The sequence below is a fragment of the Mesorhizobium sp. M7A.F.Ca.CA.004.04.2.1 genome (assembly GCF_004022825.1).
Classification (GTDB): Bacteria; Pseudomonadota; Alphaproteobacteria; order Rhizobiales; family Rhizobiaceae; genus Mesorhizobium.
Genome location: NZ_RZPH01001365.1, coordinates 1 through 1,229 on the forward strand (window position 1 = coordinate 1; position 1,229 = coordinate 1,229).

Annotated in this window: 2 protein-coding genes; one reads left to right on the forward strand and one right to left on the reverse strand. The window is 60.1% G+C overall.

The window, feature by feature from the left end:
- On the reverse strand, positions 1-695 hold a 695-nt coding region (locus EN893_RS34595; protein WP_128362190.1), incomplete at its 3' end, for a DUF993 family protein.
- Between the two features lie 240 nt (positions 696-935).
- Here EN893_RS34595 and EN893_RS34600 point away from each other — a divergent pair.
- The coding region (locus EN893_RS34600; RefSeq protein ID WP_164901413.1) for a LacI family DNA-binding transcriptional regulator at positions 936-1,229 on the forward strand (294 nt) is incomplete at its 3' end.

Here is a 1,229-nt window from a genome sequence, read left to right on the forward strand (position 1 = left end):
TCGAGCAGTGAGATTTTTATCCCCTCGACCTTGCCAAAGTGGCGTTCGATGATGGCAACAACTGTATCGAGAGCAGTCTCGAAATTCTCGCTGCCCCAATAGCCCCTGAGCGCCGGATCGAACATGTCGCCCAGCCAGTGCAGGATGACCTTGCCGGATGCCTGGGACAGGATGCGGTCGTAGACGCTGACATAGTCGTCCGGCCCCTTGGCAACTGCCGCCAGTGCCCGGCTGGCCATCATGATCGCCTTGCCGCCCAAGCCTTCGATGAAAGCGAATTGCCGCTCATAGGCGGTGACCACATCGTCCAGTGTCCTGGCGGCGGCGGGCGCCAGATGGTCGGTCCCGGCACCCGAGGCGAGATCGGCGCCATCGACGGTACGCGCCTCGGCGATCGAACGGCGAATCAATTCCTGCGCGTTTGCCCAGTCGAAACCCATGCCGCGCTGCGACGTGTCCATCGCTTCGGCGATGCGGAATCCCAACCGCCACAGATGGTGACGGAACGTCATCGTCCTGTCCCAGTCGACCACCGGCCTGGACCACGGATCGGTCATGGCAAGCGGATCGGCAACGACGTGCGCGGCGGCATAGGCGATACGCGAAAATCGCGCGCCGATGTCAGGCTGCACCGGTTCGCCGACCAGCGTGTACCGGGTGCTGCCGCCCCCCTCACCAGGCAAGGAAATGTCCATCGATCTCTCCCTTCGCAACGCTACTAGATGGAACGTTCCAATAAATCAAGAACCTTTAAGATTCGAACTCCACGGCAGGAAGAATGCTGCATTGCAACACAAAAGCCTTATGGAGCAAGCCATTTGAGTACGCACGATCGGCATTCGAGACGCGAGAAAAATCCCGATTGACTCACGACCGGAGCAGAGATTAGAACGTTCCAATACTTTTGGACCTGCAGTCGGGGAGGATGCATCTGGATGGCCAACCGGGCCAAGGCGACGATATTCGACATCGCCCGCGAAGCAGGCGTGTCCAAATCGACGGTATCGCTCGTGCTCCAGGGCAGCGGGCTGATCCGGCCCGAAACAGCGAGCAAAGTGCGCAAGGCGATCGAGGATGTCGGTTACGTCTACAACCGGGGCGCCGCCAATCTGCGCAAGGCGCACTCCAATGTCATCGGCATGGTCATCAACGATCTCACCAATCCTTTCTTCGCAGAGCTGGCGGTTGGCATGGAGCGGGTCTTCCAGTCGGCGGGCATCGTGCCGTTC